The organism is Labilibaculum manganireducens (assembly GCF_002843385.1).
Taxonomy (GTDB): Bacteria; Bacteroidota; Bacteroidia; order Bacteroidales; family Marinifilaceae; genus Labilibaculum; species Labilibaculum manganireducens.
Map to the genome: position 1 here is coordinate 112,185 of NZ_MVDE01000002.1, position 22,288 is coordinate 134,472.

Genomic DNA, 22,288 nt, shown 5'->3' on the forward strand with positions numbered 1-22,288 from the left:
TCGTTTTAATCGATTGTAATGTCTGTTAAATGATTCTTGTATCCCTAGTTTTCAAGAGTGATTAAGCGAATTCAAAGTTTTACATTTGTCTTTCATTATGCAAGGTAATGATTAATTTCACCAAAGATTACCAAAATATCAATTGTTAACAGAACAGTATTGTCTCGTTGAAACTAATAATTTTCATTCATGAACAGATGTTTATTTTCTCCCCATTTATTAATTCGCAAAAACGAAATGCATTCAACAAATGATTTTGCTTTGGAGTTGATAAAAACTCAAAAACCGTCAGCTGGAACTGTCGTTTTGACATTAAGTCAGACAAAAGGCCGAGGACAGCGTGCAAATATTTGGGAAAGTGAAGAAGGCAAAAACCTTACCATAAGTATCATTCTTACACCGGAATTTCTACCAATACCACATCAATTCCAAATTTCTATGGTTATTTCTTTGGGTGTTTACGATTATTTGAGTGGATATTTAAAGAATGTTTCTATAAAATGGCCTAATGATATTTATGTTGGAAATGAGAAGATTGCCGGCATATTAATAGAACATTCCATTATGGGATCAGCCTTAAGTCACAGTATTTGTGGTTTAGGTTTAAATATTAATCAGTTAGAATTTGTATCAGATGCGCCAAATCCAACTTCACTGGCAATTTGTACCAATAAAGAATACAATTTGGACGAAGAACTGACAAAATTGTTAGCCTGCATTGAAAATCGTTATTTTCAGTTGGTGGATCAAAAGTCAGACCTGCTGGAAAAGGATTATCTGCAATCTATGTATTGGATGAGTGAAATGCACCGGTTTTCGGATGAAAATGGTGCGTTTGAGGGACAAATTGTTGGCATCACAGAGTATGGGCAGCTGCGAATTAAGGCTAATGGTACAGAGCGGATTTATAATTTTAAAGAGGTGAACTTTATTCATTAGCTCACCTCTTATTTTTATTCTAAAAATGAACAGTAAATTTTACACTGGCATTTCTTCCTGGATTATAGAAGTTTAATGCTTTTAAGCTTGATAAATGATCTATGTAAACCTCGTTGAAAATATTATTTACGCTAAATAGTAAACTTGTTTGGTATTTGCCTAATTTAATATCTGTACCGGTTTGAATGGCGATTAAATCATAAGCAGATGTTTTGCTTTCGAATTTAGCTGGATGTTTTTGCCCGAAAGAATGTTTCCAGCTTAAGCTGATAAAAGGAGCATCGAAAACTTCATTTCCTTTAGCAAATAATCGAACAGAAGTATTTAGCTTGTGCTGAGGAATAAATGGTAAGCGTTCTCCATTATCTTGTTTTGCAATTACCATGGCATAGTCGGTATGAAATTTCATAAAGGAAGCTGGAGCTGCATTTATTGCAAGTTCTCCGCCATATAATTTGGCATCCTGTTGTGAATAAGAATATACAAAGCCTGTTCCTTCGGGAGCAGGTTCATCGGTCGGTGCCAAATACATATAATCATAAATCTTGTTGTAAAAAACAGAAAAATCGATATTGTGATTACGAGTATGGTAATGAATTCCCAAATCGGATTCCAGACTTTTTTGTGGATCAAGATTTGCATTTCCTTCCTCAAATCGGTTTCCGTGTAGGCCATGTTGAGTTAGTTCTGCTAAATTTGGTACCCGATAACCGGTCGCAAAGTTTGTTCGCATAAGTAATTTTTCTGACAGATGAAATGTTGCTCCCACTGATGCATTTAGATTGTCAAATTGTCGGTTGATGTGAACTGTTTCTTCTTCATGGTCATCATGTACTCCCGGTTCAGCATGTGAATGTCCGCCGGCCTCTTGTTCGGGAACATATAATGACCGGTGATCATATCTTAGTCCTAATTGAATTCCTACAGTATTAATCTCCTTCTTTAAAAGAGCAAATGTCGAGAAATCATCAATTTGAGCGTTTGGAATGATATGATTTGGTGCTTCGTGATTGGTATTGGATTGATGCATTCCCTGAATTCCGATAAGGAATTCGGTTGTTTCAGAGCTTGGGAAATATAATTTACTATCATATGTAAAGGTATTTAAATCCATATCCACCAATCGGAAAACAGTTGATTCAGGGTTTCCGTTCAATCTTCGTTGGTTGAATTGATAAGCTGCATTCAATTCTAATTTATAGTTTCCCAAAAACAATTTGTTCCTCGATGAAATTAAATGTTGAGTCAGGTTTTGGTACCAACGATTATTTTTTCGGTTCCCTGCATTCACTAAATCTATTGACTCCTCATTGGTCATGCCAAGTTTGGGCTGCAGGTAATCGTAGTAAATTTTAAAACTTCCAAAATCTTTAACCATTCCCATGCCTAACTGCAATCCATCTGAGTTGAAGCGGGTATTGGGAACGTATTCACCATTGCCATCTTTGTAATCTTTGTGAGATTGTTTGTTGGCGCGCAGCATCCAGAACCAATCTTTTTGAGAAGCTTTTACTCCAACAGTTGTTGCCAATCCCTGAGTTACGCTGTGGTATTCACTTGAGATATCTGCCTTTAAACTATTGGCAGGTGCAGGTTTCTCCCGTACGATATTGATTACACCTCCCATGGCATCCGATCCGTAAAGTAAAGATGCAGGACCTTTAATTACTTCGATATGATCAGCTCCTTCTTCGTTAATTAAAAATGGATGATCAGTTGAGAATTGAAAGTTTTCCAAACGAACTCCATTGTTTAGAAAAAGAATATTATTTAGGGAAAGACCACGAATTACGGGAGTGCTGACTCCTGGACTCCGGGAGATTACATCAACTCCGGGAATACTTGCTAATTTTTCTCCCAAGGAAGGTGTCGACAGTCTTTTAAGATCTTCTTGTGCAAGCACCGAAATTTTAATTGCATTTTCGTGTTGTGCAGAAGGAAACCCCCCCGAAACAACAATGTCCTGAGTAGTGACCGAAGTGAACTGCATGCTAATGTTTAGTTCTGTATTTTCTTTTGTTATTGATATGGTGTTGATTGAACTTTCGTAACCGACAAATGAAAATTGCACTTTAATTTTGCCATTGGGCAAGTTTTCTAAGGCATAGTTTCCATCAGAATCACTAACAGTTCCTTTTTGCAGTTCGGGAATGAAAATACTTACACCGGGAAGAGCTGTTCCATTATCAAAATCGGTGATTTTTCCAGAAATTTTATTGTTTTTTATTTCACCTAAGGCATAGGTGTATTGCGGCAATAGTAATAGTATTGCCAGGATATATCGTATCATGATAACTCTGAGTTATATTAATTTACGTAGTAAAATTTGAAATACATAGATATAATCGATAAGCTTTTCAAAAACTCATCCACAGTATATCTTCTGATCTCTTTCAATCAGATTAATAAATTTAACCTACGATAATTGGCGGAGCTCTTAAACTATAGGAAAGCTTTGATTCGGTATACGATTTTTTGGTTGATTCTACTCTTTGATTTTCGAATTTGAAAATTGCCGAGACAGGAATATTGGTAATGCCTGCCGGTGTAAAGTAGAAATAATCGAATGCTAATATCTCGCAAATATCCTCAACAGAAGCAGTCTTATCGGTGCAGGAATGACAGTGATGTTCATGATTTGGGAACAGTACGTGTTGTGTTTTTATCAGTATTGGCAATGCAAATGCCAATGATAAAAACCAAGCAAGAATTCGATATCTTCTATTTAGAATCATTTAAAACAAAGCTATCTAAAAAAACGAAATGTACAAAAAAAGCTGTTGAGATTTTCAACAGCTTTCATAAGATTGATTAATCTTTATTCAATACTTTGAAGCATATTGTAAGGAATTTGGGTCAGACCTTCGGCCAATTGATCAATTCCTTTTTCCAATTTCTTTTTCAGCATCATTTTCATCATGGCATTCAATTCTGCATGCACTGTCAGTCGTATTCTGGTGTCATAAGCATCTTTTTCAACCAGTTGAATCCAAATGTAGAATTCGAAAGGACTTCTGCCATATCCGGTCATTTTCAATACTTTGTTTTCTTCTTTTTCAACAAATTCCAAACCAGCCTCGCCAAAACCTTTAATCACGAAAGTGCAGTTGTTTTCGGTAGCTTCCCAATGCTCAATGTATTCTTTAAAATTTACTTTTTTCTTGGCTTGAGCTTCAATTTGTTCCTGAATCTGAGGATTGTTGGCAGCCAATTCGAATACCTTGGCAATTTTTCTGAAATCGGAAAAGAAACCATATACATCACCTACTGTATGGGGAATCTTTTTTACTTCACTAATAATTTTTGTTGTCGACATTTGTCTGTTCCTCCTTTAGAATGCAAAAGAGGGCATTCGCATTGGAATACTCTCTTTCGACTATTATTTTTTATAAAAAATGCGGCGCTTATTTTCTCCAGTTAGCCGGATCTTTTCTCCATTCTTTTAACTGATCAACATCTTCAGCTTTCACGTATCCAATTTCCTGAGCACGATCAATCATTACGTTGTAATTGCTTAATGTGTCTAATTTACAGTTTGCATTTGCGAAATTGTCAGCTGCAGTTTGAAAACCGTAAGTGAATATTGCCAGCATTCCCAACACTTCGCAATTTGCTTCACGCAGTGCTTCAACAGCTTTTAAACTGCTGCCACCAGTCGAAATTAAATCCTCAATAACTACAACTTTTTGTCCTGCTTTAATTTCACCTTCAATTAGGTTTGTCATCCCATGGGCTTTCGCCGATGAACGGATATAAACCATTGGTAAATTCATCTCTTCGGCCACTAAAGCACCTAGTGCAATTGCTCCTGTCGCTACGCCGGCAATTACTTCCACATCAGGATATTTTGTCAATACTGCCTCAGCAAAGGCTTTTTTAATGTAAGTTCTAACTTCCGGATACGAAAGTGTTTTGCGATTATCACAATAAATTGGCGATTTCCATCCCGAAGCCCAAGTAAACGGGTTTGTTGGTTCTAGTTTAATTGCTTTTATTTGCAACAAATATTCAGCGACTTGTTTAGCAGTATCTTGCATTCTTTCAATGGATTTATGGATTGTTAAATGAATTCAAAAAGCGGAAATTCAGTTGATTGTATTTTTCCGAAGCATTTTAAAATTCTACCGCAAATGTATAAAGTATTTTTTAAAGATCGAATCATTTTTTTAGGAGATAAAAGTGAGAGTGTAAATTTTGAAGGGATGGTTTATGCTTGGGTGGAAAACGAGTCATTAGAAGGTCTTATTCTTCAGTTTGCTGAAGATGAAAGTAAGGATGCAATTTTTATTGTTGCTGAAGATTTAGAACAGCTTTACGACCACTTTGCATCCTGTTTTAAATATATCGAAGCGGCGGGTGGAAAAGTGTTCAATTTCAAGCAGCAGATTTTGGCCATTTACCGACTCGAAAAATGGGATTTACCCAAGGGGAAGGTTGAAAAAGGTGAGTTGGTTCGTGAGGCTGCAGTTCGTGAAGTAGAGGAGGAATGTGGTATTACTGATTTGAAAATTGAAAAGGAATTGAATTCAACTTACCACACCTATTGGATGAAAGGCAAACACATATTGAAACGAACCTACTGGTATAAAATGAGTTACTTAGGTTCAGAAAATTTGGTTCCTCAAACCGAAGAAGACATACAGGAAGCTAAGTGGCTTTCGCCGGATCAACTGGATGAATTTAAAGCAAATACTTATGCTTCTATTTTAGAGGTGATGAATGAGGCTTAATAGTGTTTTAGTACCTATTTTTTATAAGCCTTTCTTGCTGCATCCCGGGCAATCTTAATAAATTCCAATTGAATATTTTCTTTTGGTCCCTGTGCCGGAGCTTTAACGATTTTGCCTTCGGGATTGATAAGAATGTAAGTTGGAAAGGCTTTTACCTTATAGTCCCCAAGTAAATGCTGTTGATCGCCTATATGGATGATTGGCCAATCAATCGTTTTTTTTGATGCGAAATCGAGATACTTGCTTACATCCCAATCACAGGCAATACTTAAAAATTCGATGTGTTCACCAAATTGTTTTTTCAGTTTTGTCATTTCTTTAAAATCCTGCAGGCAAGGATAGCTTTCTGTGTTGCAGAAATTCAGATACAGATATTTCCCCTTGTAATTTGCCAATTGATATTTTCCAACAGAGAAATCAGGAGCAGGGTAATTGGTATGCAAATGGGTGATTTTTCTGATGAAATTTTCACACAGATCCTGATTGTATTGGTTTGTACTATGCTCTTTTAATTGAGATAGTATTTCAATCGTTTTGTTTCTGCTGTAGAATTTTCTTGTAAATGCATCAAAAACTGATGTTGCGATAATCAACTCCCTGAACTGGATATTTTTATAGGCAGGATAATTCCGCATCAGTTCATAGATGTCACGATAAGTGTTTTCTGATTTTAGGGCATTGGAAAGCCCTGCACTTTCCAACTGACTAAAATATCCGGTTAGGAAATTGCCGTATTGTTTTTTATAAAGACTGGTATAGGCAGAATTGTTTAGTTTTATTTCCTGATTTTCAAAATATTTTTCTTCAATTTTTGCAAACGAAGCAGGGAATGCCAGGTATTCGATAAACCCCAGGCGATAGGTCAGATAATCTTGAAAAAAAGGATTGTTTATGTCTTTATATTCCAGTTTTAATTCTTCTGAGAATTTGATGCCTGGGGAATTCTTTTTTTTTCGGTAAATTTTATTAAAGTTTTGATTGACAAAGGAATCTATCCTGTCATCCAGTTTGCGAACCAACAGGTTAATATCATTTGGGTGGGTATTCGCCACGCCAATAAGAAGCTCTTCCTGTTCAAAAAACGGATTTAATTTTTGAACGGGCGATAAATCTTTTTTAGGAGGTAATTTGATTTCGTACTCTTTACCAGGTTCTAAATAGAGGAATCCTTTGTAAATACCAAGAGGCAGAAATACTAAAGTAACTTCATCGAGGTCTAAATTGACCGAAAAGGAACCATCAGCCGGAACAGTGAATTCTGTTATTGTTTTTTCTGAGTAGGTAAATACATCAGTATGATACTTGATCTCAATTTTTGATCCTGCATAACTTGTATTTGTACCATGAATACGCACAGTATCTGCCAAAGAGACAGAAATTGAGACAAGCGACAAAAACAATAATAAAAGAATTCTCATTGGGGCAAATGCTTTGTGATGATTTTACTTGATTATTTTCAGGGCAATGTCAACATACTTTGGAATATCTAAAGTGATCTGACCTTGCTTAATCTTGTCCTTTTGCTTTCCTAAACGAACAACAACTGTATTTTTTTCAGCAATGCTGTAAATGTACTGACCGAGATGTCCTCTCATATAGGGAATATTCATCCTTGAATAAGGAAGAATCCAATACTGAAATCCGTAGAAATTTAACGGCTCTGTTTTTTCTTCATTTAAAAGATATGAAGCCGCCTTAGTTGCTTCCGTAATATATTCTTCCGATACCAGTTGTACTCCATTCCATTTTCCTTTATTCAAAACCAGTTGTCCGAAACGGGCAGCATCTCTGGCGTTTGTATTGAAGCAGCAAAATGCTTTTTCATCTCCTTCTTTTTTATCCAAACTCCATAAAGCAGGTTGTGTTGCCTGCATTGGTTTCCAAAGCATACGTTCGGCATATTTTGCAATTGTTTCGCCTGTAGCTTCCTCTATAATGAACGATAAAAGTTGGGTGTTTCCACTTTGATATCTGAAACGAACCCCGGGTTTTTCAACCAGATGCTGATTGGTGGAAACTTCTCTAAGGTTTTTGCCATAGTAAGCTTTTGTAGTAATTGATGTTGGACTGCTGTATGCTTCGTCCCAATCCAATCCAGAGCTCATGGTAAGTAGATTCTTAATGGTTATGTTGCCGCGTTCATCTTTCGAAAACTCTTTAAGATATTTACCAATAGGATCATTTATAGAATTAATTTTCCCTTGATCAATAGCAATACCAATTAGTAAACTAACGATACTTTTTGTTGCAGAAAATAAATTGGAAAGTGATTCTGTTCCGTAATCGTCCCAATATTCTTCATATACAACGGTGCCGTTTTGAATGACCAAAAAAGCAACAGTTTCATTGTCTTCAAGATAATTCCGATCAGCCGAATCAAGGATGTATTCGTTATATTCTGAATCTTCCTGCCAGTCTTCACCATTTTCTACGGACACTTCTTTATTTTCAAAGATGGTATAGTCATCAATATTTGCATACCAATAAATAAGACTTGTTCTAAGGTAATTTGGAGCAATAAGCATCCATGCACCAGCTAGAATCAAAATAATGACAAGTATCTTTACGAGCTTAGACATAAGGTTATTGTTTGTATTTATAGGCTTCAGGATCTTTCACTTTGGGTAAAAACTGCAAGGCATTTCCACCGTGGCGGATAATATCCCTTACAATGGTGGAAGTAATAGGAGTATGTTCAGGAGTGGTTAACAGAAATATGGATTCCAATTCGTAAACCATTTTTTTATTGATCTGAGCAATGGCTCTTTCGTACTCAAAATCGGCGGCAGTTCTAAGCCCTCGCAGGATAAATTTTGCATTTTTAGACTGACAATATTCGACCGTTAATCCGCTGAATGTTTCTACCTCAATCTTTGGATTGTTCGCAAATGCCTCTTTTATCCACTGTATTCGCTTTTCAATAGGGAAAAATTGTTTTTTTTCTGAATTGTATCCTATACATATGATGATTTTATCAAATAAAGGCAATGCTCTGGTCACAATTGATTCGTGACCAACGGTAAAAGGGTCAAATGAACCTGGGAATATGGCAATGTGTTTCATTAAAAAAATTTTAAGTGCTAAACAAAAATAGTAAGAATTATTGTAATGATTTTTGCTTTGGTCAAGAGTTTATTTTTTGAATTAAATCCTTAAAATACTTTCCTGCTTTAAGCAGATGAGATTCAAACCAGGAAAACATTTCACCATCAACCAGTTCAATTTTTGTATTTGGCAATAAGTTCTGGATTTCCGGTATATGTTTTTGCGTAAAAGGAAATGGCTCCGATGATAAAAAGATTAGATCAGGATTAAGTGCCTGAATTTCTTCCTCAGTTAGTTGTGGATACCTTGAATTGTTATCTTCAATTGCATTTTTAAAACCACATTTATCAATCATAGAATTAATAAATGTATCTTTTCCTGCTGCCATATATGGATTTTTCCAAATCAGATAAAGCACGCTTAGCGAATTTTGCATGATTGGCAATTGCGAAAAACCGGTATGAATATGATTGGCAATTTCGAAAGCCTTGGTTTCAGCTCCAACAATTTTACCGGTATTCAGAATGTTTTGGAGAGCTTCGGCGTAATTGCGGACTTTGCATACATAAACTGTGAATTTATCCATTAAGGCTTCAATCTGATTCTTACTGTTTTCCTCTTCGTTGGCAAATATTATATCCGGATCTAGTAAGTTAATCTTATCAAAGTATAAATCTTTTGTGCCTCCTATATTTGGGAGTTTAGCGATCTTGTCTTTGGGATATTTGCAAAATTTTGTTTTGGAAATAACACGGTCTCCCAATCCTAAATCAAATAGAAATTCGGTTGTGGATGGAACCGTAGAAATAATTCTTTTGGGAGGAAAAGGGATGTTTACTTCTCTTCCCAAATCATCAGTAACTTTAATGAAATTTTCCATTCTTTACTATTTATTTCTTTGTACAAACATACAAAGAGAATATTTCCCATGTTTTTGAAGCCCGTAAATAATTAAAATCCTTCCTCTTCACATCTTCATGACTGAATTAATCTGAACAGTTTTCTTTCGGACTGTCTGTTCTAATTCAGTAGGATATATTCATGGAACTATTTATCCTTCTTTCCAATTTCAGTAAATTAACGGGTATCGTATCCATGTTTATTTTTGTTAGCAAGCAGATAAATATAGTTAATCAGAATTAAAATAAACTCTTTAAGGCTTTGAAACAAACTTAGTCAGTTCCGATATCAGTAAGTCAGTATCAAAAATATCCTGATGATAAATAATTTTACCTTCTCGATTGACTAAAAATGCGTGAAATTGTCGATCCAGATACTTAATAAGGTCAACACTGTTGTCTATACTCTCTATTTCGATGTATTTATGAGAGGGATCAATTGTTGGTCTCCACTGCTTCCATTTTTTTGTTTCTGGAACAGGAAGCAGGTTGTAGGATGAATTTCGAATAAGGCTTACCAGTTCAATCCCATTTTCTTTGCAGCTGGTCTGTAATTGATCTAAAGCCAGATAATTAGGCTCGTTTTTATCCGGAGTCCAGGCTCTCCAGATATAAAATAAGTAATACTGGGCTTTCCGGTCTGCAAAATTGTATTCTTGCCCTTTAAGTGTAGTGGAGCTTAAGTCAGGGAATTCGTTTCTGGTGAAAATTTGTTCAATTGTTTCAACACGTTTGTTTAAATTCTGCACATAAATTCCGTTTGGGTTGGCTGTGTTAAGAGTTTTTAAGTAGATTTTCACATCGTCTAAACTGCATTTGGCGCCAAAATATTCCTGAAAAATTAAATAAGACACAACCGGAGAAGATGCATAATTGTGAAAATATTCTTTCTTAAATTTATTCAGTCTTTTGTACTCTGCAAGCAGCATTTTCTTTTTAATTGAATCGGAATTTACTTCCGGTAATTCAAGATCATTGGCTATTTTTAATTTTTGCTGATTATTTTTCTGTAGTTTATCTTGAAAATCTTCGTATCGGGATTGAGCTTCGGATCCCGTGAGTTTCTTGATCAGGAAATTGTGTTTAAACTCATCTTTATGAACCAATAGATTCATTTTGGATGGCGATATGAAAATTTTTGCCCGTCTGTTTTTAGATAATCCAAGTTGTGCAACGAATGCATGATCTGTTTTTCCTGTAAACTGAAATTCACCGTTTTTTGTAATTACAGAGTCAAGAAGAATTACATTTTCCCCGGTTTCCTGATAAAGAAACAGAGTTTCGTTCTGAATTCCTCCTATCATTCCTGTTAGTACAAATTCTTTTTCTTGAGAGTAAGTGTTCAAGATGTTGATAGATAGGAATAGAAATGCAATAAATAATTTTTTCATAGTATAATCACTTTATCTAAAACTCGCTATAGGTAGTCTGAGTTTGAATCTTCAATTTTAGCAAATGGAGCAACTGCACGATTGTAAATTCCTTGAACGTAGGCGATTGCCATTCCGTAATTTGTGACAGGTATTCCTGCATCTATGGCGGGTTGCAGACGATTGCCCAATTGTTTTGGGGTAATCATACAGCCGCCACATTGAATCAAAAGAGCGTAATCCGTTATTTCTCCCGGGATTTCATCCAAACCGGCAATTACCACGAATTCCAGTTTTTTACCTGTAAAGTTGGAAATCCAGCGAGGAATTTTCACTCTTCCGATATCGTCACAAGAGCTGTGATGAGTACAGCTTTCCAATAGTATAATCTTATCACCATCAACTAGTTCCGATATTTTTGGTGTTCCTTTTAAGTAAGCATTAAAATTTCCTTTGAAATGTGCCAGCATGATGCTGAAACTTGTTAATGGAATATCAGAAGGAATGGAAGCTCCGGCTTTTAAAAATACCTGACTATCGGTGACAACCAGCTTTGGTTTAATTCCGGTTTTACGTAAAAATGCATCAACTTCCCTTTCTTTTAAAACAATACACACAGCATCATTATCCAAAATATCTCTTATTGCCTGAACTTGCGGCAAAATCAATCTACCTTCAGGAGCTTCAATATCAATTGGAGTTATTAAAAGAATGATATCGCCGTATGAGATCAAATCTCCCAAAAGGGAAGGAGTAGTATAGGCCGATTCGGGAATTGTTATTTTAATACTTTTAACAATAGGTTCGATATTGGCTTTGCAATTGGAAAAGTGAAGAATGTCTTTAGATCCGTACTGTTTTAGTAAATCAGTTGTTTGCTGATTTAAAATCTCAATGTCTTCTTTGTTGTGTATTGTAATGAAAGGAATATTTTGCTTGTTGAAATTATCAATAAGACCCAATTCAAAATCACCAAAAGTATTTTGAGTGATTACAAGAACAGCAAGATCTATGATTTTTATGATTTGATTGGTTTTTGTGATCCGCTTGTCCCCCAACTCACCGGTATCATCAATTCCCGCCGTATCAATGAGAATAACCGGGCCAAATCCGGTAATCTCAAAAGACTTTTTTACCGGATCAGTTGTTGTGCCTGCAACATCCGAAACGATTGCAATATCTTGTCCGGCCAAAAAATTGATGAGAGTACTTTTCCCATTGTTTCTTCTTCCAAAAATTCCAATATGAGGACGTCTTTCTCTTCCCATTTTCTTCAGTTTACAGTAATCGGTTATCTGTTCAGAGTTTCACCAATTCGAAATCCCATTTTTAGCAATTCTTCCGGCTGAATTAGTTTGTTCAGTAATTCAGCCGTAACTAAATTTAGTTTGGCATTTGCTTCCCGAATTGATATTTGGTTGGTTTTCATTTCTTTGGCAAGCTTGGCTGCCTGATGATAGCCAATGTAAGGCGATAATGCTGTTGCAACAGATGGGTTTTTCAGGATACTTTCTTCGAGAGGATTGGTTTTTATTTCCAATTCCAGAAATAAATTCCTGACCAAACTGTTGTTGGCTGCAATCAGTAGTTTTATGCTGTCAAGTAAAGCATGACCGATTGAAGGTAAATAAGCATTTAACTCCAGACAGCCCTGTCCTGAAAGATTGCTAATCATCAAATCGTTAGCGTAAACTTTATGAGCAACACTGATTACAAATTCAGGAATTACCGGATTTATTTTCCCGGGCATTATGGAGCTGCCGACCTGTTTTTGTGGCAAATATACTTCCCGGTTCACAAATAAATCGGATCCCAGTAAACGGAGATCAGAAACCATTTTCTCCAAATTCACAGCATGAGCTTTTAGAGTTGCATGAACTTCGACAAAAGAATCCTGGTTTGCAGTTGCATCCGATAAATTCTCTGATCGGGTTATAGGCAAACCGGTTAATTTTTGAAGATTAGGAACCACTTCCATAATAAAAAACCGTGGAATCGACAGCCCTGTTCCAATGGCTCCGCCACCTAAATTCACTTCTTTTATTCGCTCGAAACATTTCGAAACTCTCCACCAATCTCTCGAAAGAGCATTGTTGTACGTACTAAATAATTTATCGTAAGAGGAAGGAACAGCAGTCTGCATTTGAGTATAAGCCTGACGCAATACATTCCTGTATTTACTTTCTGTTTTTTCCACTTCCATACGAAGAGTATTGATCGACTCTTCCAATTCCTGTAAGAGACGAATGCATGCTACTTTTAGAGAAGTGGGAATAACATCATTTGTGGATTGAAATACGTTGGCGTGTTCGAAAGGATCAATATCATGGTATGAACCTGCAGGTTTTCCAACATTTAGAAGAGCCCGGTTGGAAATTATTTCGTTTACATTCATGTTGATGCTTGTGCCGGCACCGCCTTGAATTGCAGGGATTATAAAATGCTCAAAGTGTTTTCCTGCATTAATTTCTATCGAGACTTTTTCCAAATCTTCAATTAAATTGGATTCGATCAATTGAAAAGGAAATTCTTCATTCGGAAATTTGTCTTGAATCGCTTTTAAAAAGCTTGAATAAGTTTGGTAACAGGCTTGTTTCACAATACCAATGGCCATAAACCACTCTTTATGAAAAGTTGTTTGGTCTGGGAAATTTTCTTTGGCCCGAAGAGAATGAATTCCCCAAAGAGCATCTTTTGGAATTTCCCTTTGTCCTATAAAATCAGATTCGGTTCTCATGATCAGCTTGAAGATTTGGTATAGGATTTTACATCCTCTGCTGAAATTCTTTCCTGGCCCAGAATGATCAATCGCTCAATTATATTTCTGAATTCACGTATGTTCCCTGTGTAGTTGATTTTTTGCAATTCTTTGATTGCTTCTTCATCAATACTTTTTTGCGGTACTCCCATTTCTCCGCAAATTGTCTCAATAAAATGATTTGCCAACAGTGGAATATCTTCGGTTCTGTCGTTTAAAGGAGGAACAGATATCAAGATAACGCTCAGTCGATGGTATAAATCTTCCCGGAAATTATTATTTTCAATTTCTTCGGCTAAATTTTTATTTGTCGCAGCAATAACCCTAACGTTTACATTTATTTCTTTATCCCCACCAACGCGGGTAATTCTGTTTTCCTGTAATGCGCGTAAAACTTTTGCCTGCGCAGATAAGCTCATATCACCAATTTCATCTAAAAAAAGAGTACCGCCGTCGGCCAATTCGAATTTCCCTTTGCGTTGCTTAATTGCCGAAGTAAATGATCCTTTTTCGTGACCGAAAAGTTCACTTTCTATTAATTCTGAAGGTATAGCAGCACAGTTTACTTCAACAAACGGACATTTTGAACGGTTACTTTGTTCGTGAATACGATGAGCGACCAATTCTTTACCCGTTCCGTTTGGACCGGTAATCAGAACTCTTGCATCGGTTGGAGCAACTTTGTCAATCATACTATTAACTGATTCCAGAACTCCTGAAGCCCCAATCATTTCATATTTCTTGCCGACTTTTCGTTTCAGAACTTTAGTTTCTGTAATCAATTTTGATTTGTCCATGGCATTTCGAATCGTGATCAAAATGCGATTCAAATCCAATGGTTTCTCAAGAAAATCAAAAGCTCCTTTTTTAATGGATTCTACTGCAGTATCAATATTTCCATGTCCCGAAATCATGATAACAGGAGTATCTAATCCAAGTTCTTGAATCTTATCAAGAACTTCAATTCCATCCATTTGCGGCATTTTAATATCGCACAAAACAACATCAAATTCATCTGATTTGGCCAATTCAATTCCTTCAAGGCCATTTTCGGCAAGACTTATTTCATAATCTTCGTAACTCAAAATTTCTTTTAGAGTGTTTCGAATACTTTTCTCGTCGTCGATAATCAGAATTTTTGACATGCTTATTTTTTTGTTTCTATAGTTTTATCTCTGTCAGCAGGATTGGTATTTTTCTCAATGTACTCAAAAAGAGCACCCTCTTTTAGTGCAAAAGAAGATTGGAACAATTTACTGATTCCGGATTCTTTAACCAGATAATTAATGAAGATACTGGCTATAACGATCAGCTCAACACGAACAGGATCCATTCCCGGCATTTGTTCTCTTTCTTCAAGACTCGAAGCCAAAAATAATTGGTGCAATTTGAAAAAATCTTTTAGCTTAATCTCAAAATGTGTTGTTGGAAAGCCATTCAGTTCAGGGCTGTTTGCCACTAATACTTGTTTAAATGTGTCGAATGATCCGGAGGAACCGATTAATGTTTTTACAGAGTGAATGTCCAAAGCTTCAAATAAATCGGTCATCTGAGATTTAAGATACTCTTCAATATCCTTTATCATATTTTTATTAATAGGATCTGCAGGATTGAATTTCTCCAATAAACGAGTCATTCCTAAAGGGTAACTGTTTTTCCAAAATATCTTTTCATTATTGGCAATTATTATCTCGTTACTGCCACCACCAATATCAAGAATTGCTACAACTTCATGATTTAATTCAATCGCTTTTTTTGTCCCTGAAAAAATCAAATCGGCTTCTCTGTCTCCCGAAATTATTTCGATATTGACATGGTATTTTTCTTCAATTAATTTTACAAATTCGTTACCATTCTCGGCAGATCTGATTGCAGAGGTGGCAAATGCAAGGGTTTTTGATACTTCAAATTGATTAGATATCTCTGTTATCGTATCAAAGGCATTTTTAGCTCTTTCAATTGCTTCATCAGTAATTATATTATTGTTGATGCCGCCTTTCCCTATTTTTGTTGCGTATTTTGAACGGTTCAGAATTTTTGGGATTCCGGTTTCATCCCATTCTGCAACAAGCAAATTAAATGTATTCGTTCCTAAATCTATTACAGAAATTCGCATGAATTACTATTTGGTTGAGTTAATTGTCTGATTTATTAGTGTTTCCTGAAAAAACTATTTAACTTTTCAAGATTCAATTTGAAACCGAAGATAGTAAAAACTTTGTTCTCGGCTTGTAATTTTTGACGGGCTTATTGCGATGAATAAGTTTTTTTAACGTTTAAGGATTCTCCAAAAATCATGCCTGTTATCTATTTGTAAAAAATGCCTCATAAAATGAGGCATTTACAAAGGTCATTATCTGTTTCTTTCTAATTATGATAGCGAAGCCATTTCCAAATTTCTTTGTAGGAAACTTTCTTTCCATACATTAAAATTCCGGTTCTGTATATTTTTGCTGCAATCCAGGTAACAAAGAGGAAAGTTCCGATTAGTGTTACCATAGAGAGTAATAATTCCCATACCGGAACTCCATATGGAATTCTAACAAGCATCACTATTGGAGAGGTTAATGGGATAATTGATCCCCAAAAAGCAAGACTTCCCTCGGGATTTTTCGCAACAGCAAAACCGATATACATGGCTAATATTAGGGGAATGGTTATTGGAAGCATAAATTGCTGAGTCTCGGTTTCATTATCAACAGCGCTGCCAACGGCGGCAAAAAGCGCCGAGTACAATAAATAGCCGCCAAGGAAAAAGAAGACAAATGCACCAAGAATTCCGGCAACGTATCCAAAGTCAAAAGTACCCAATAAATCCTGAGCCATTTTTAACTGGTCAGCATTTAACGAAGCTGCGCCCTGAGGCAATTCTGAAAGTGTTTTTGCCTGCTGCAAAGAATCCATATCAACACCTGGCAACACTACTGCGGTGCCGATAGTGATAATGATACCGGTAAGAATTACCCACATAATGAATTGAGTCAATCCAACCATGGCAACCCCAACTATTTTTCCCATCATCAGTTGAAATGGTTTTACTGATGAAATAATCACCTCAACAATTCGATTGCTTTTTTCTTCGATCACCCCCCGCATTACCTGCACACCATACAGAAAGATGAACATGTAAATGATGAAGCTGGATATAAATCCAATGGCCATTGCTATTTCGGTAGAGCTTTGTTTTACTTCTCCGCCTTCACCAAATTTGATGGTTTTCATGGAAATAGGAGTTCTGGTTGCAGCCAGTTTTTCTTCTAAATCAGGCATATTGGCCTGCGCAATAATTTTTGATCGTTTAAGTTGCTCAATATGATCTCGAAGTTGTGAACCTGCTTCCGATTTTACTTCCATTGTTACCTGTTTGTAAGAGAACAATTCTGCCGTTTTGCTCTCCAAAATATTTTTGGGAATTAACAGAATGGCATAATAGTCTTTCTCTTCCATTTGAGCTTTAGCATCTTCAAAACTAGTATCGTTTAAGTATTTGAAGGTGGTGAAGTCCTTGGATTGTACCGGCTCAACTAATTGCGACTCATTAATCACAGCAATAGTTCTGCTCTCAGTATCGTCTTTAAGCATCATCCAAATCATGAATGCATAGATACCGGCAATTAAAACAGGAGTTAAAAAGGTTAAAATGAGGAATGATCTTTTTTTTACTCTGGAAAGATATTCTCTTTTTATAATGATGAAAATTTTATTCATTTTTAAAGGTGTTTCGGGTTAGATTTTTTTGTTTTCATTCACAACTCGAATGAAGATGTCATTCATACTGGGAATGATTTCGCTAAAGGAAACGATGTTTAAATAGGGGAGTAGTTGCGCCAATAACTCATTGGATGTAGAACCATTATTTAATTTTACGGTAAGAGTGTTGTGCTCAATTCCTTTTTGTTGCTCAACAATTTCAAAATCCGGATTCAGAACTTGCTCCAGTTTGTCAAATTCACCAGTGTAAGTTAGTTCATAGGTATTGGTTCTATACTTCTTTTTGATCTGATCAACCGGTCCGTCCAGTATTTTTTCTGATTTGTTGATCAGTGCAATGTGATCACAAATTTCTTCAACAGATCCCATATTGTGTGTCGAGAAAATGATGGTTGCCCCTTTGTCGCGAAGCTCCAGAATTTCTTTTTTAAGCAGATTGGCGTTGATCGGATCGAAACCACTAAATGGTTCGTCGAAGATCAGTAATTCGGGTTCATGCAGAATGGTAACAATAAATTGTATTTTTTGCTGCATTCCTTTTGAAAGTTCTTCTACTTTTTTGTCCCACCATTGAAGAATATCAAACTTGTCGAACCAGACTTTCAGCTTTTTTGTTGCTTCCTTTTGGTTCATTCCTTTCAACTGAGCCAGGTAAACAGCCTGTTCTCCAACCTTCATTTTTTTATACAAACCTCTTTCTTCAGGAAGATACCCAATTCGTGTGATATCATTGGGAACTAGAGGGTTGCCATTAAATAAAACCACTCCTGAGTCAGGGCCGGTTATTTGGTTTATAATTCGGATTAAGGTTGTTTTTCCTGCACCATTTGGTCCCAACAGACCGAAAATACTTCCTTTTGGAACGGAGATACTTACTTTGTTTAAAGCTTTGTGCCCTGCGTACTGTTTAATAATGTCTTTTGCTTCGAAAAATGCCATGTATATTTGGGTTTGGTGACACTAAAATTTCAATTGAAAACTAAAGTAATCAATTTAGAGAAATCCAACATATAAAATCGATGTAAAGAAGATTGGACAGGTTTTTAATTTGGTTTTGTACGATGTAATTTGCTGCGGATTGCTTTGATCAAAATAAGATAAATATTCGGATTAATCTGGGCTGGTTGTGTTTAACTCATAATTTCCTTTCTTCGGATAAGAAATTTTCCTGTTGATTATGGATGTTTCTCACTTGTAGAGTGAAATTTCCCCTTTAACACATCAACTTGCCTATGGCGAAAGGAATATTCCTAGACTGAGAGGGAATCATGCTGCTGATTCGGAGAAACTTGCCTGTTTGGGAGGGAAGCTTGCCTCTCCAGACAGAAAGTATGCCTTATCATATAGAATGATTGCTGAGGAAAGAGTGGTGCTGAACTCTCGAAGCAGGATACCTGCAACCTGAAGCAGGAAGTTTGCTGTTTTGTTCATGAATTTGCTCTTCGGGTTTGCAATTTGGGCAGATGAAAAAAGAGATCACCCAGTATTGGATGATCTCTTTCTTTATGGATTCTATATCTTAATTCTTAATCGAAAAAGTTCTTTACTTTTTTGAAAAAGCTTTTTTCATGAGCAGTAGGCTTAGGAGTAAAGCTTTCAGAGGTTTGCAGTTTCTCTAAAGTTTTCTTTTCATCTTTGGAAATGGAGTTCGGTATCCAAACATTAATTTTAACCAGTAAATCTCCTCGTCCGTAACCATTAATATCAGGCAGACCTTTGCCTCTTAAGCGAAGAATTTTCCCAGGTTGAGTACCTGCATCAATTTTCACTTTCACCTTGTTTTCAATCGTAGGAATCTCAACAGCAGTGCCTAAAATTGAATCAGGAATGCTAATAAACAGATTGTATAAAAGATCGTTTTCATCCCGAATTAATTCCGGATGCTCTTCTTCATGAACAAGAATTAATAAATCACCATTTACTCCACCCCGGCGTGCAGCATTTCCTCTTCCGCTAACCGACAGCTGCATTCCTTCTGCAACTCCGGCAGGAATATTAATTGTGATTACCTCTTCGTCCTGAACAATTCCTTCTCCGGCACAACTGGTACATTTATTTGTTATAATTTTTCCTTCACCACTACAAGTCGGACAAGTGGAAGATGTTTGCATTTGTCCAAGTATTGTATTCTGGATACGTGTTACCTGACCAGAACCGTGACAGGTAGAACAAGTAGAAAATGACGATCCGTCTTTTGCTCCTGATCCATTACAGGATTTACATTCAACCTGTTTTTTAACCTTTATCTTCTTTTCAACACCTTCGGCAATTTCTTTCAATGTCAGCTTAACCTTAACTCTTAGGTTGCTGCCACGGTTTACTCTTCTTGAGCTCCGGCCTCCACCGCCAAATCCACCACCAAAGAAAGATCCGCCACCGCCACCAAATATGTCGCCAAAGTGAGAGAAAATATCTTCCATGTTCATTCCACCACCACCGAAACCACCTCCGGCTGAACCGCTCATTCCCGAATGGCCAAATTGATCGTATCGCTGACGTTTTTCAGGATTACTTAAAACTTCATAAGCTTCTGCAGCCTCTTTAAAGTTTTCTTCAGCTTGCTTGTCATCCGGATTTTTATCGGGGTGAAACTGAATGGCTTTTTTACGGTATGCTTTTTTTAATTCGGCTTCCGAGGCTGACTTGGAAACTCCCAACACTTCATAATAATCTCTTTTCGACATCTTTTTCTCAGCTTAGATTTTGAATTTCCTTATTCTCCTACAACAACTTTGGCAAAACGAATTACCTTGTCGTGAAGGAAATATCCTTTTTCAACACAGTCAACAACTTTTCCTTTCAACTCCTTGGTTGGAGCAGGGATTTTAGTAATTGCCTCGTGGATGTCGGTATCAAAAGCCTGATTTACAGCTTCAATTTCTTTTACTCCATTTTGAGTAACAAATTCTTTGAAATTGCCATAAATCAAATGAACACCATCTTTTATCGCATCAATGTCTTTTGCTGCATCAATAGATTGTAAGGCGCGTTCGAAGTTATCCATAACAGGAAGAATATTGATAAGAATCTTTTCTCCGCCCGATTTGGTCAGTTCCATCTTCTCTTTTAAAGTTCTTTTACGGTAGTTGTCAAATTCAGCTGACAAACGTACATACTTGTCACTAATTTCCTGAAGTTGGATTGTTAATTCGGCAAGCTCGTCTGCTTTTTTTTCTTTCGAAGATTTCTTGGTTTTCTTCGTATCCTTATTTTCTTCAATCTTTGATTCTTCCTTTTCACAGGTCTCTTCTACTATTTGGTTTTCAGTAGTTTCTATATCTTTATCTTTCAATTCTTCTTTGTTTGATTTGCTTTTATCTTTTGTCATTTTTCAATGATTTTTATCGTTTTAGTTTTTATTACCCGGCAGTAAATACAAATAGTCTGCCAATGTGCTGTCTTCCGACAAATTGGCACAAAGATAGAATTTGTAATTATAAGTTGTTCAATTTTATCTTTTTTTGCCGGATGAGAGAGTCTTGTTGTATGCTGTAATTATTAACCGGCAAGCCTTTATCTTGAGTTTTGGGTTCGGGATTTAAAAATAAGGCATTGTTCAAATAAATTGTTCGATATTCTTTTGGAAATCTTATATTTAGGTTTTGGGCTGTTAAATAAGAGTGCGATAATAACCGAAAATTTACAGGAATGAAAATTGTGATCGATAATGATGATTTTTGTATTCGAGTATACTCAAATGTAGCGTATCTAAAAGTTATGGGAATGCAGGATGAGGAGGCTGCTTATTTTTTTTCCAGTGCAATTGATCAAATGTTGGAAGAGTATTCTTACAAAGATCTGGCGTCTGTTTGTGATTTGAGAGATTTAATTATATCATCACCTGAAATAGCCCGGATAATAAATGATGCAATTCGTAAGCTCACCTATCAATTAAAGTTTGAATATAATGCTGTGATTGTTAGTCCTAAGTTTGGACAAATTGTAAGGGCGTATGTCTTTTCTTTTTATTTGAGGGATACAAATTTAAATACTCATGTGTTTAGTCGGGAGGATAAAGCGATTAAATGGATTGAAAGTAAAGGTTTCTGTGCTGAAGGGATTAAGATGTTTTTAATGAAATATCAGGAATGAAAAGAGGGTGTCCAAAAAGGTCAATCTTATTGTCATTCTGAGCTTGTCGAAGAATCTTTATCTTTGAATAACAGATGTTTCGACTTCGCTCAACAGGACATTTTCAAATAAAACTTTACTTTTTGGACACCCTCTTTTATATCTTTAAAGATTATTACTTTTTTTGGTAGTACTGAAGAATTAATTCTAATTTCTCACCTCTTAGGTTTTTCGCTAAAATAATTCCATTTCCATCGATTAAGAAGTTGGACGGGATAGAGTTAATACCAAATTTATTTGATGTTGGAGAGTGCCATCCCTTTAGTTCACTAACGTGATAATCCCAGTCAAGTTTATCTTTTGCTACTGCAGCTTTCCAGTTTGCTTGTTTGGTATCAAGAGAAAAACTATAAATTGTAAAGCCTTTCCCATTTTTAAAACTTGCGTCTTTAAATTTGTTGTATGCGTTTACAATTCTGGGGTTTTCTGCACGGCAAGGAGGGCACCATGAAGCCCAAAAATCGACTAAAACCAATTTGCCTTCCAGTGAGCTTAATTTTATGTCTTTTCCGGCTATTGATTTTGCTGTAATATCCGGTAATTTATCCCCAATTTCATAGCCTTCTTTTACATCTCTTCCTTCAGTAGTTTTTAACGTTCCGGCAAAAGCGGATAAAGAAAAAAGAAAGGAGAATAATATCAAGCCTAATTTTATTTTTTTCATAACTCAAAATTTTAACTGTAACTAACAATTTCTATTTCTCT

General features: G+C 36.0%; 21 protein-coding genes. 3 read left to right on the forward strand and 18 right to left on the reverse strand.

Going from position 1 to position 22,288, the window contains the following annotated elements; genetic code table 11:
• Positions 1-189 precede the first annotated feature (189 nt).
• Positions 190-939 carry a biotin--[acetyl-CoA-carboxylase] ligase gene (locus tag BZG01_RS01860; RefSeq protein ID WP_101308128.1) on the forward strand — a complete coding sequence of 250 codons (750 nt, stop codon included), beginning with the start codon at positions 190-192 and terminating at the stop codon, positions 937-939.
• Positions 940-958: 19 nt separating this feature from the next.
• Here BZG01_RS01860 and BZG01_RS01865 read toward each other — a convergent pair whose 3' ends face one another.
• From BZG01_RS01865 to pyrE, 4 genes are all read right to left on the reverse strand, one after another.
• Positions 959-3,229, reverse strand: a complete 2,271-nt coding sequence (locus BZG01_RS01865) for a TonB-dependent receptor (RefSeq protein WP_101308129.1) — start codon at positions 3,227-3,229, stop codon at positions 959-961.
• 121 nt (positions 3,230-3,350) lie between these two features.
• Positions 3,351-3,674, reverse strand: a complete 324-nt coding sequence (locus tag BZG01_RS01870) for a hypothetical protein (RefSeq protein ID WP_101308130.1) — start codon at positions 3,672-3,674, stop codon at positions 3,351-3,353.
• A gap of 83 nt (positions 3,675-3,757) precedes the next feature.
• Entirely contained in the window at positions 3,758-4,255 is a 498-nt protein-coding gene (locus BZG01_RS01875) for a hypothetical protein (RefSeq protein WP_101308131.1), read from the reverse strand.
• An 88-nt stretch (positions 4,256-4,343) separates the two neighbouring features.
• A complete protein-coding gene (gene pyrE, locus BZG01_RS01880) occupies positions 4,344-4,976 on the reverse strand; it encodes an orotate phosphoribosyltransferase (protein ID WP_101308132.1) in 633 nt (210 codons plus the stop codon).
• A gap of 93 nt (positions 4,977-5,069) precedes the next feature.
• Here pyrE and BZG01_RS01885 point away from each other — a divergent pair, with 93 nt between their 5' ends.
• Positions 5,070-5,669, forward strand: a complete 600-nt coding sequence (locus tag BZG01_RS01885; RefSeq protein ID WP_180327174.1) for an NUDIX hydrolase — start codon at positions 5,070-5,072, stop codon at positions 5,667-5,669.
• A gap of 14 nt (positions 5,670-5,683) precedes the next feature.
• Here the strand turns inward: BZG01_RS01885 and BZG01_RS01890 are convergent, their stop codons facing one another.
• From BZG01_RS01890 to BZG01_RS01950, 13 genes are all read right to left on the reverse strand, one after another.
• Complete coding sequence (locus BZG01_RS01890; RefSeq protein WP_101308134.1) at positions 5,684-7,087, reverse strand: TlpA family protein disulfide reductase; 1,404 nt, start codon at positions 7,085-7,087, stop codon at positions 5,684-5,686.
• Between the two features lie 24 nt (positions 7,088-7,111).
• On the reverse strand, positions 7,112-8,248 hold the full coding sequence (locus tag BZG01_RS01895; protein WP_101308135.1) for a serine hydrolase domain-containing protein: 1,137 nt from the start codon (positions 8,246-8,248) through the stop codon (positions 7,112-7,114).
• A gap of 4 nt (positions 8,249-8,252) precedes the next feature.
• Positions 8,253-8,732, reverse strand: a complete 480-nt coding sequence (gene coaD, locus BZG01_RS01900; RefSeq protein ID WP_101308136.1) for a pantetheine-phosphate adenylyltransferase — start codon at positions 8,730-8,732, stop codon at positions 8,253-8,255.
• Positions 8,733-8,793: 61 nt separating this feature from the next.
• Positions 8,794-9,594 carry an ABC transporter substrate-binding protein gene (locus tag BZG01_RS01905; RefSeq protein WP_218972981.1) on the reverse strand — a complete coding sequence of 267 codons (801 nt, stop codon included), beginning with the start codon at positions 9,592-9,594 and terminating at the stop codon, positions 8,794-8,796.
• A gap of 273 nt (positions 9,595-9,867) precedes the next feature.
• Positions 9,868-11,004 (reverse strand): DUF4369 domain-containing protein, encoded by a 1,137-nt coding sequence (locus BZG01_RS01910; protein WP_101308137.1) that lies wholly within the window; start codon positions 11,002-11,004, stop codon positions 9,868-9,870.
• A gap of 26 nt (positions 11,005-11,030) precedes the next feature.
• Positions 11,031-12,251, reverse strand: a complete 1,221-nt coding sequence (gene hydF / locus BZG01_RS01915; protein ID WP_101308138.1) for a [FeFe] hydrogenase H-cluster maturation GTPase HydF — start codon at positions 12,249-12,251, stop codon at positions 11,031-11,033.
• Positions 12,252-12,274: 23 nt separating this feature from the next.
• Positions 12,275-13,720, reverse strand: a complete 1,446-nt coding sequence (locus BZG01_RS01920) for a lyase family protein (protein ID WP_101308139.1) — start codon at positions 13,718-13,720, stop codon at positions 12,275-12,277.
• A 2-nt stretch (positions 13,721-13,722) separates the two neighbouring features.
• On the reverse strand, positions 13,723-14,886 hold the full coding sequence (locus tag BZG01_RS01925; protein WP_101308140.1) for a sigma-54-dependent transcriptional regulator: 1,164 nt from the start codon (positions 14,884-14,886) through the stop codon (positions 13,723-13,725).
• Between the two features lie 2 nt (positions 14,887-14,888).
• The gene (locus BZG01_RS01930; protein ID WP_101308141.1) at positions 14,889-15,857 is read right to left on the reverse strand and encodes a Ppx/GppA phosphatase family protein; all 969 of its coding nucleotides are present in this window, start codon (positions 15,855-15,857) and stop codon (positions 14,889-14,891) included.
• Positions 15,858-16,108: 251 nt separating this feature from the next.
• The gene (locus tag BZG01_RS01935) at positions 16,109-17,449 is read right to left on the reverse strand and encodes an ABC transporter permease (RefSeq protein ID WP_101308142.1); all 1,341 of its coding nucleotides are present in this window, start codon (positions 17,447-17,449) and stop codon (positions 16,109-16,111) included.
• An 18-nt stretch (positions 17,450-17,467) separates the two neighbouring features.
• Positions 17,468-18,391 (reverse strand): ABC transporter ATP-binding protein, encoded by a 924-nt coding sequence (locus BZG01_RS01940; protein WP_101308143.1) that lies wholly within the window; start codon positions 18,389-18,391, stop codon positions 17,468-17,470.
• Positions 18,392-18,978: 587 nt separating this feature from the next.
• Positions 18,979-20,136: a molecular chaperone DnaJ gene (gene dnaJ, locus BZG01_RS01945; protein ID WP_101308144.1), complete on the reverse strand. Its 1,158-nt coding sequence runs from the start codon at positions 20,134-20,136 to the stop codon at positions 18,979-18,981.
• Between the two features lie 29 nt (positions 20,137-20,165).
• Positions 20,166-20,780, reverse strand: coding sequence for a nucleotide exchange factor GrpE (locus BZG01_RS01950; RefSeq protein WP_101308145.1), 615 nt, complete (start codon positions 20,778-20,780; stop codon positions 20,166-20,168).
• Between the two features lie 320 nt (positions 20,781-21,100).
• Here BZG01_RS01950 and BZG01_RS01955 point away from each other — a divergent pair, with 320 nt between their 5' ends.
• A complete protein-coding gene (locus BZG01_RS01955; RefSeq protein ID WP_101308146.1) occupies positions 21,101-21,544 on the forward strand; it encodes a hypothetical protein in 444 nt (147 codons plus the stop codon).
• Positions 21,545-21,698: 154 nt separating this feature from the next.
• On the opposite strand, the gene BZG01_RS01960 is transcribed toward BZG01_RS01955, so the two are convergent.
• Complete coding sequence (locus BZG01_RS01960; RefSeq protein ID WP_101308147.1) at positions 21,699-22,247, reverse strand: peroxiredoxin family protein; 549 nt, start codon at positions 22,245-22,247, stop codon at positions 21,699-21,701.
• Positions 22,248-22,288 lie beyond the last annotated feature (41 nt).

Excerpts from the sequence above, each read along its gene's own strand:
- BZG01_RS01860 (WP_101308128.1), top strand. The coding sequence starts at position 190 with ATGAACAGATGTTTATTTTCTCCCCATTTATTAATTCGCAAAAACGAA.
- BZG01_RS01865 (WP_101308129.1), bottom strand. The coding sequence starts at position 3,229 with ATGATACGATATATCCTGGCAATACTATTACTATTGCCGCAATACACC.
- BZG01_RS01870 (WP_101308130.1), bottom strand. The coding sequence starts at position 3,674 with ATGATTCTAAATAGAAGATATCGAATTCTTGCTTGGTTTTTATCATTG.
- BZG01_RS01875 (WP_101308131.1), bottom strand. The coding sequence starts at position 4,255 with ATGTCGACAACAAAAATTATTAGTGAAGTAAAAAAGATTCCCCATACA.
- pyrE (WP_101308132.1), bottom strand. The coding sequence starts at position 4,976 with ATGCAAGATACTGCTAAACAAGTCGCTGAATATTTGTTGCAAATAAAA.
- BZG01_RS01885 (WP_180327174.1), top strand. The coding sequence starts at position 5,070 with ATGTATAAAGTATTTTTTAAAGATCGAATCATTTTTTTAGGAGATAAA.
- BZG01_RS01890 (WP_101308134.1), bottom strand. The coding sequence starts at position 7,087 with ATGAGAATTCTTTTATTATTGTTTTTGTCGCTTGTCTCAATTTCTGTC.
- BZG01_RS01895 (WP_101308135.1), bottom strand. The coding sequence starts at position 8,248 with ATGTCTAAGCTCGTAAAGATACTTGTCATTATTTTGATTCTAGCTGGT.
- coaD (WP_101308136.1), bottom strand. The coding sequence starts at position 8,732 with ATGAAACACATTGCCATATTCCCAGGTTCATTTGACCCTTTTACCGTT.
- BZG01_RS01905 (WP_218972981.1), bottom strand. The coding sequence starts at position 9,594 with ATGGAAAATTTCATTAAAGTTACTGATGATTTGGGAAGAGAAGTAAAC.
- BZG01_RS01910 (WP_101308137.1), bottom strand. The coding sequence starts at position 11,004 with ATGAAAAAATTATTTATTGCATTTCTATTCCTATCTATCAACATCTTG.
- hydF (WP_101308138.1), bottom strand. The coding sequence starts at position 12,251 with ATGGGAAGAGAAAGACGTCCTCATATTGGAATTTTTGGAAGAAGAAAC.
- BZG01_RS01920 (WP_101308139.1), bottom strand. The coding sequence starts at position 13,720 with ATGAGAACCGAATCTGATTTTATAGGACAAAGGGAAATTCCAAAAGAT.
- BZG01_RS01925 (WP_101308140.1), bottom strand. The coding sequence starts at position 14,886 with ATGTCAAAAATTCTGATTATCGACGACGAGAAAAGTATTCGAAACACT.
- BZG01_RS01930 (WP_101308141.1), bottom strand. The coding sequence starts at position 15,857 with ATGCGAATTTCTGTAATAGATTTAGGAACGAATACATTTAATTTGCTT.
- BZG01_RS01935 (WP_101308142.1), bottom strand. The coding sequence starts at position 17,449 with ATGAATAAAATTTTCATCATTATAAAAAGAGAATATCTTTCCAGAGTA.
- BZG01_RS01940 (WP_101308143.1), bottom strand. The coding sequence starts at position 18,391 with ATGGCATTTTTCGAAGCAAAAGACATTATTAAACAGTACGCAGGGCAC.
- dnaJ (WP_101308144.1), bottom strand. The coding sequence starts at position 20,136 with ATGTCGAAAAGAGATTATTATGAAGTGTTGGGAGTTTCCAAGTCAGCC.
- BZG01_RS01950 (WP_101308145.1), bottom strand. The coding sequence starts at position 20,780 with ATGACAAAAGATAAAAGCAAATCAAACAAAGAAGAATTGAAAGATAAA.
- BZG01_RS01955 (WP_101308146.1), top strand. The coding sequence starts at position 21,101 with ATGAAAATTGTGATCGATAATGATGATTTTTGTATTCGAGTATACTCA.
- BZG01_RS01960 (WP_101308147.1), bottom strand. The coding sequence starts at position 22,247 with ATGAAAAAAATAAAATTAGGCTTGATATTATTCTCCTTTCTTTTTTCT.